Source organism: Streptomyces sp. NPDC059398, assembly GCF_042751845.1.
Taxonomy (GTDB): Bacteria; Actinomycetota; Actinomycetes; order Streptomycetales; family Streptomycetaceae; genus Streptomyces.
On the sequence record NZ_JBHYWP010000040.1, the window covers coordinates 23,808 to 30,809 of the forward strand.

Here is a 7,002-nt window from a genome sequence, read left to right on the forward strand (position 1 = left end):
ATGGATGCGTATGTCCGTGATGTGTGGTTTAGCTTGGTTTCATGCCCGACGAGACGGAACACCACGGTGCGCACGGCGACCACGGTGCGCACAGCGAATCCGATGCGCACGGCGGTTCCGGTGCGCACAGCGGTTCCGGTGCGCACAGCGCGCACGGGAGGCGTCCGACCGGGGCCGAGCGCTGGGACGCGTTCCGGAACTCGCCGTTCGTGCCGGCGACCGTGCTGCTCTTCATCCTGGCGGCCGCCGCCGGGCTCTTCGCCGGTTCGTACACGTACTTCATGGCCAACCCGACCCCGCACCGGGTGCCGACCGCCGTCGTCGGCCCCTATCAGTCGCCCACCGGGAAGCGGTTCATCGGCGGGATGGAGAAGGCGCTCGACGCCTCGCTGAAGCTCCAGGTGTACGCGACGGACGCCCAGGCGCGCCGGGCCGTGGACCAGCAGAAGGTCTTCGCGATCGTGCATGTGCGGAGCAGTGCGGTGCAGCTCGACGTGTCGGGGGCGTCCGGTGCGTCGGTCGCGCAGGTGCTCGTGGAGTCGGCGCCCGCGGTGGCGAAGGCGACCGGTGTCCCGGTCCGGGTGAAGGACGTGAATCCCCTCCAGAAGGGTGATCCACGGGGGCTCGCGCTCTTCTACATCTCGCTGGCCGCGGTGATCGTCGGCTTCGTCGGCGCGATCCAGCTCTCGGTGCACGCCCGCGGTCTGAACCCGGCGGAGCGCATCGCGTACATCGTGGCCAACGCCCTGCTCGGCGGGTTCGCCATCGCCGCCGTCGTGGACTGGTGGCTGGGCGCGCTGACCCTGCCGTTCGTGGAGTCGTGGCTGATCCTGGCCTTCACCATGTTCACGTCCGGAATGGTCTTCACGATGTTCAACACCCTGATCGGCCGCTGGGCGATGCTGCCGACGTGGGGGCTGATGGTGCTGCTCGGCAACCCCTCGTCGGGCGGCGCTGTGTCCTGGCCGCTGCTTCCGTCCACGCTGGGCCACATCGGCCAGTGGCTGCCGCCGGGCGCCTCGGTCAACGCCCAGCACACCGCGGTGTACTTCCGCGGCTACCAGCACGCATTCCCGTTCCTGGTGCTCACGGCATGGTCGCTGGTGTCGTGCGCGGTCTTCTGGATCTGGCGCCACCGGCACCCGGGCGGGCGTACGGTACTCGGCGACCGGCGGGCGTAGCTCCGGGCCACGCTCCGCGAAGCCCCTGACGCGAGGCCCCTGACATGAGGCCCTGACATGCGGAAAGCCCCGACGCGCGGCCGGGGCTTTCGAAGTGGTGGCTGGGGCCGGGATCGAACCGGCGACCTATCGCTTTTCAGGCGATCGCTCGTACCAACTGAGCTACCCAGCCACACAGCGCGAACGCTGCAGCGGTCCTGACGGGATTTGAACCCGCGGCCTCCACCTTGACAGGGTGGCGAGCACTCCAAACTGCTCCACAGGACCAAGCAATGTGCGAGAAATATTCTCGCACACAGTGGTGCGTGCCCCCAACGGGATTCGAACCCGTGCTACCGCCTTGAAAGGGCGGCGTCCTGGGCCACTAGACGATGAGGGCTAAGGGCCCGCCTGGGCGCTTTGCAGCGCGTCGGGGACGTCCGAAGCATATGGGATGGCGGCGCGGTTCGCCAAAACGGTTTAGCGGGGAGTGGGCGAGGGCTTCGCTCCCGGCTGGTTGTCCTCCGGGAGGTGCCTGCTGACCTCGGCCGTTGTCAGGCCGAGGCCGCCCAGCGTGATCTCGTCCCAGGCCTGCAGACGTCTGGTCCGCCGGTCCAGGTAGAGCACCGAGGCGAGGACCTTCTCCGGGTGCTTGTTCTGGACGGCGCGCAGCCCGCCGCCGCCCGTCGAGCCCTCCACCTTCAGCCGTGTGCCGAGGGGGAGCACCTGGTTCTGGCGGTGGTGGATGTGCCCGGCGAGCACCAGCGGGACCGTGCCGTCGGTCTCGCGGGCCGCCTGCGGCTCGTGCGCGACCGCGATGTCGACGGGGGTGCCGGCCTTCTGCTGGTCCTGGATGGCCGAGGCGAGCCGGATCCCGGCCAGCCGCTCCGCCGCGTCGCCGCCCGGCCGTACCGAGCGGTCCGGGGTGAACTGCGGGTCGCCGGTCCCCGCGATCCGCAGCCCGCCGACCGTCACGGCGCTGCCGTTGTCGAGGACACGCACGTTCCTGAGGTGCTTCAGATACGTCTGGGTCGTCGCCGAGTCATGGTTGCCGCGCACCCATACGTACGGCGCCCCGAGATCCCGTACCGGGTCGAGAAAGGTGTTCTCGGCGGCGCTTCCGTGGTCCATCGTGTCGCCCGAGTCGACGATCACGTCGATCTTGTACTGCTTCACGAGTGAGCCGATGATCTGCCACGAGGCCGGGTTGAGATGGATGTCGGAGACGTGCAGGACACGGATCGTGCCGGGGTCCGGCTGGTAGGCGGGGAGGGTCGACGTGGCGTCGTACAGCTTCGTCACATTGGTGACGAGCCGCGCCAACTCCGCCTGGTAGACGTTGAAGTCGGTGACGATCGAGCGCGCGTTGCCGACCACCTGCGGGGCGGACGACAGCAGCCCGGAGAACTTCGGCTCCAGGAGCGACTTGGGGTTCCAGGTCGCGTACGCGGTGGCGCCCGATGCCGCGAGCAGGACGAGGGCGAGGCCGCCGGCCGCCACGGCGCGGCGCGGTCTGCGGTAGACGACGAGGCCGAGCGCGGTGGCGCCGATCACCACGGCGGCGCAGGAGCGTGCCGCCAGGTCGAGGGTGCTGTGTTCGACATCGTGGGCGATCTCGGTCTGGAGGCCGGAGATCCGTTCGGGGTGCTCCACCAGCGCCTGGGAGCGGACCGGGTCGAGGCGGTCCACGTCGACGTCGAGCCGGATGGGGGCGGTGTGCGAGTCGAGTGCGAGCGCGCCGAGCGGTGAGACGTCGATCCTGGTGCCGCCGGAGAGTGAGGGCCGCAGCGTCATGGTGGTGTCCACCGGGCCGACCTGCGACCGGACGTTCCCCACGACCAGCAGCCCCAGCCAGGCGCCGAGCAGTACGACCGCCACCATGACAGGACCCCGGAGCCAGGGGTGGGGGCGTGGCGTGCCGAGGTCGAGCTCGTACGGCGCGGAGCGGGTGCGGGCGGTCCCGGTGGTGCCCGTACGCGGCCGTCCGGCGCGTGGCCCCGGGGCGCGGGGGCGGCGCGCGCTCAGTGCCCGGACGGTGCGCAGCGCCCGGAGTTGCCGTAGTCGGTCGGCGGCGGCCATTGGTGCGGTATGCCCAAGGGGCGGAAGTCCCATGCGGACCCGGCGCATACGGGGGAACTACGGGACAATGGGCGAGTGCTGGAGATGACGCGTGAGGAGTTCGAGGAACTGGTCGCCGAGGCGCTGGACCGTATCCCGCCGGAGCTGACCCGGCTGATGGACAACGTCGCGGTGTTTGTCGAGGACGAGCCCGCATCCGACGATCCGGAGCTGCTCGGCCTCTACGAGGGGACACCGCTGACGGACCGGGGTGAGTGGTACGCGGGCGTCCTGCCGGACCGGATCACCGTCTACCGGGGGCCGACGCTGCGGATGTGCTCCGCGCGCGACGAGGCGGTCGCCGAGACGGAGATCACGGTGGTGCACGAGGTCGCACACCACTTCGGAATCGACGACGAGCGGCTGCACGCGCTCGGGTACGGGTGAGGGGGCGGATACGGGCCGTCCGCCGGGCGTGTCCCTTCCGGGGGCCCGGGAGTTGGGCAGGGCGGTCCCGCTCAGTCCGCTCCCTCCGGAGGTGCGCCCCGTGCGCCAGTTGCCCGTCCCCGCCCGGTTGATCGCCGCCGTGATGACGCTGGCGGCGTCGGCCGGCTGTATGAGCGTCAGTGACCACCCCGACAGCCCCGCGCCGTCCGCGTCGAAGGGGGCGCGGCACACGGACACCCGGTCGGACGGCGCCGCCGCCCCTGACAGCGGGGGCCGCGACCAGGTGCACGGCGGGGCTGCCGGCGGGAGCGGCAAGGGCGGTGACGGGGCGTCGGCTCACACGAAGTCCGCCCGGAAGGCCGGTGACAGCAAGGACGGGTCCGGCAAGAAGGGCGGCGACGACGGCGCAGGGTCATCGGCCGACCCGTCGGCGTCCGGTGCCCGGCACACGCCCCGCCCCGGGCACACCCGCCACGGGCGCCCGCCGGGCGGCGGGCCGTCCGGTCCCGGGGTGCCGCCCGTCACCAGTCCGGAGCCGCCCGGACAGCCGTCGGACCCCCCTCGTACGAGCCCGACGCCCGACCCCGGGAACTCGCCGCCCGGTGCCACGACAGCCCCGTCCCTGGGCCCTGCCAGGCGGTCCGAGGCGATGCTCATTCCCCTGGCATCGCCGCAGGCCGAGCCGGTGCGGCAGGCCGGGTTTGCCAGAGAGGGGGAAGGGTGAGTATGGTAGTAGATCGTTTGATCCCATTGCCCGGCGCCACTGTGTCTCTTGATCAGCAAGAGGCGAAAGCGCCCCGAGGCGCGTTCTCTCCCTTACCGTGACTGGTCCGCATTGAGGCGGTCGAAATAGCGATTCACGGAGTTATGGGCGCGTGCCGAGACTCCGGAAGGTTTCGCATTTCGCATGTCCAATTTCAGTTCTGACCACGCCGTCATGCCCGAGAACGACGAGATCGTCGCCGACGCCGAGGCTGTCGTGGTCGAGGTCGAAGAGGCCGTCGCCGAGGCCGTTGCCGCAGGTGACACCGCCGCTGAGACCGTTGTCGCCGAGCCCGTCAGCGATGAGTCCCCTGCTGACGATGAGTCCTCTGCCGACGAGGCCGCCGGGTCCGTCTCCGGTGGAGAGCCCGCCGAGCCGTCCGTGACCTTCGCCTCGCTCGGTCTGCCCGAGGGCATCGTCCGCAAGCTCGGCCAGAACGGCGTCACCGCGCCGTTCCCGATCCAGGCCGCGACCATCCCGGACGCGCTGTCCGGCAAGGACATCCTCGGCCGTGGCCGTACCGGCTCGGGCAAGACCCTCTCCTTCGGTCTCCCGCTGCTGTCGACGCTCGCCGGCGGGTACACCGAGAAGAAGAAGCCGCGCGGCATCATCCTCACCCCGACTCGTGAGCTCGCGATGCAGGTCGCGGACGCTCTCCAGCCGTACGGCGACGTGCTCGGCCTGAAGATGAAGGTCGTCTGCGGCGGTACGTCGATGTCCAACCAGATCTACGCCCTGGAGCGCGGCGTCGACGTCCTCGTCGCCACCCCGGGCCGGCTGCGCGACATCATCAACCGCGGCGCCTGCTCGCTGTCGAACGTTCAGGTCGCCGTGCTCGACGAGGCCGACCAGATGTCCGACCTGGGCTTCCTGCCCGAGGTCACCGAGCTGCTCGACCAGATCCCCGGCGGCGGCCAGCGGATGCTCTTCTCCGCCACCATGGAGAACGAGATCGGCACCCTGGTCAAGCGCTACCTGACCAACCCGGTCAGCCACGAGGTGGACAGCGCCCAGGGCAACGTCTCGACCATGTCCCACCACGTCCTCGTCGTGAAGCCGAAGGACAAGGCGCCGGTCACGGCCGCCATCGCCGCCCGAAAGGGCCGCACGATCATCTTCGTACGGACCCAGCTGGGCGCCGACCGGATCGCCGAGCAGCTCGTCGAGTCGGGCGTCAAGGCGGACGCGCTGCACGGCGGCATGACCCAGGGCGCCCGTACCCGGGTGCTCGCCGACTTCAAGGACGGTTACGTCAACGCGCTCGTCGCGACCGACGTCGCCGCCCGCGGTATCCACGTCGACGGCATCGACCTGGTCCTGAACGTGGACCCGGCCGGGGACCACAAGGACTACCTGCACCGCTCGGGCCGTACCGCCCGCGCCGGCAAGTCCGGCACGGTCGTCTCGCTGTCGCTGCCGCACCAGCGCCGTCAGATCTTCCGGCTGATGGAGGACGCGGGCGTCGACGCCACGCGCCACATCGTCCAGGGCGCCGGGGCCTTCGAGCCCGAGGTCGCCGAGATCACCGGGGCCCGTTCGCTGACCGAGGTCCAGGCCGACTCCGCGAACAACGCCGCCAAGCAGGCGGAGCGCGAGGCCAAGGACCTCACCCGTGAGCTGGAGCGCGTCCAGCGCCGGGCGACCGAGCTGCGCGAGGAGGCCGACCGCCTGGTGGCGCGTGCCGCCCGCGAGCGTGGTGACGACCCCGAGGCCGCCGTCGCCGAGGTGATCCAGGCCGCCGAGGCCGAGATCGCCGCCGCCGTGCCGGAGCAGCCGAGGGCGGAGCAGCGCGAGGAGCGCCGCGACGACCGTGGCAACTTCGGACGCCGTGACGACCGGGGCGGCGACCGTGGTGGATACCGCGGCGGCGACCGTGGTGGTGACCGCGGTGGCTTCCAGCGCCGTGACGACCGCGGTGGTGACCGTGGCGGTTTCCAGCGGCGCGACGACCGTGGCGGCAACGGTGGTTTCCGTCGTGACGACCGTCCGTCGGGCGGGTTCCGTGGCGGCGAGCGCCGTGACGACCGCGGTGGTGACCGTGGCGGTTTCCAGCGCCGTGACGACCGTGGCGGCAACGGTGGCTTCCGTCGTGACGACCGTCCGTCGGGCGGGTTCCGTGGCGGCGAGCGCCGTGACAACGACCGTCCGGCCGGTGGCTTCCGTGGCGGCGACCGCCGCGACGACCGTGGCAACGGCGGCTTCCAGCGCCGTGAGGACCGCCCCACCGGCGGCCACCGCGGCAGCGACCGTCCGTTCAACCGCGACCGCCGCGACGACCGCCCCGCCGGCGGTTTCCGCTCCGGCGGCAGCGACCGTCCGACCGGCCGCCGCGACGACCACCGCACGACCGGTACGGGCACCGGCACCGGTTCGTTCGGCCGCCGCGACGACAAGCCGCGCTGGAAGCGCAACGGCTGAGGCTGAGTGGGAGGACGGCTGAGTCCGGCTGAGAAGACGGAGCAGGCTGAGTCCGACCGAGGGGCGGGGCCCCCCGCGGGGGGCAAGACCGCCGGGGGCCGCGCGCTAAGGGGCGCGAAGGTGGATACCCCCGAAGAAAAAACCCCCCCAAGCACG

The 7,002-nt window shown here is 71.3% G+C and carries 5 protein-coding genes and 3 tRNA genes; 4 read left to right on the plus strand and 4 right to left on the minus strand.

Features of this window, described 5'->3' with window-relative positions; genetic code table 11:
• Positions 1 to 41: 41 nt before the first annotated feature.
• Positions 42 to 1,181, plus strand: a complete 1,140-nt coding sequence (locus ACFXBC_RS16685) for an ABC transporter permease (RefSeq protein WP_385024173.1) — start codon at positions 42 to 44, stop codon at positions 1,179 to 1,181.
• A gap of 95 nt (positions 1,182 to 1,276) precedes the next feature.
• Here ACFXBC_RS16685 and ACFXBC_RS16690 read toward each other — a convergent pair.
• From ACFXBC_RS16690 to ACFXBC_RS16705, 4 genes are all read right to left on the minus strand, one after another.
• A tRNA-Phe gene (locus ACFXBC_RS16690) sits at positions 1,277 to 1,353 on the minus strand.
• 20 nt (positions 1,354 to 1,373) lie between these two features.
• Positions 1,374 to 1,448, minus strand: a tRNA-Asp gene (locus tag ACFXBC_RS16695).
• Positions 1,449 to 1,487: 39 nt separating this feature from the next.
• Positions 1,488 to 1,560 (minus strand) — tRNA-Glu (locus ACFXBC_RS16700).
• An 80-nt stretch (positions 1,561 to 1,640) separates the two neighbouring features.
• Complete coding sequence (locus ACFXBC_RS16705; RefSeq protein ID WP_385024175.1) at positions 1,641 to 3,239, minus strand: metallophosphoesterase; 1,599 nt, start codon at positions 3,237 to 3,239, stop codon at positions 1,641 to 1,643.
• 75 nt (positions 3,240 to 3,314) lie between these two features.
• Here ACFXBC_RS16705 and ACFXBC_RS16710 point away from each other — a divergent pair, with 75 nt between their 5' ends.
• From ACFXBC_RS16710 to ACFXBC_RS16720, 3 genes are all read left to right on the plus strand, one after another.
• A complete protein-coding gene (locus tag ACFXBC_RS16710; protein WP_385024177.1) occupies positions 3,315 to 3,665 on the plus strand; it encodes a metallopeptidase family protein in 351 nt (116 codons plus the stop codon).
• Positions 3,666 to 3,765: 100 nt separating this feature from the next.
• Positions 3,766 to 4,389, plus strand: coding sequence for a hypothetical protein (locus ACFXBC_RS16715; protein ID WP_385024179.1), 624 nt, complete (start codon positions 3,766 to 3,768; stop codon positions 4,387 to 4,389).
• A gap of 183 nt (positions 4,390 to 4,572) precedes the next feature.
• A complete protein-coding gene (locus tag ACFXBC_RS16720; protein WP_385024181.1) occupies positions 4,573 to 6,846 on the plus strand; it encodes a DEAD/DEAH box helicase in 2,274 nt (757 codons plus the stop codon).
• Positions 6,847 to 7,002 lie beyond the last annotated feature (156 nt).

What these genes read in the sequence shown, in the direction of transcription:
- ACFXBC_RS16685 (WP_385024173.1), top strand. Translation starts at nt 42, where the DNA reads ATGCCCGACGAGACGGAACACCACGGTGCGCACGGCGACCACGGTGCG.
- ACFXBC_RS16705 (WP_385024175.1), bottom strand. Translation starts at nt 3,239, where the DNA reads ATGGCCGCCGCCGACCGACTACGGCAACTCCGGGCGCTGCGCACCGTC.
- ACFXBC_RS16720 (WP_385024181.1), top strand. Translation starts at nt 4,573, where the DNA reads ATGTCCAATTTCAGTTCTGACCACGCCGTCATGCCCGAGAACGACGAG.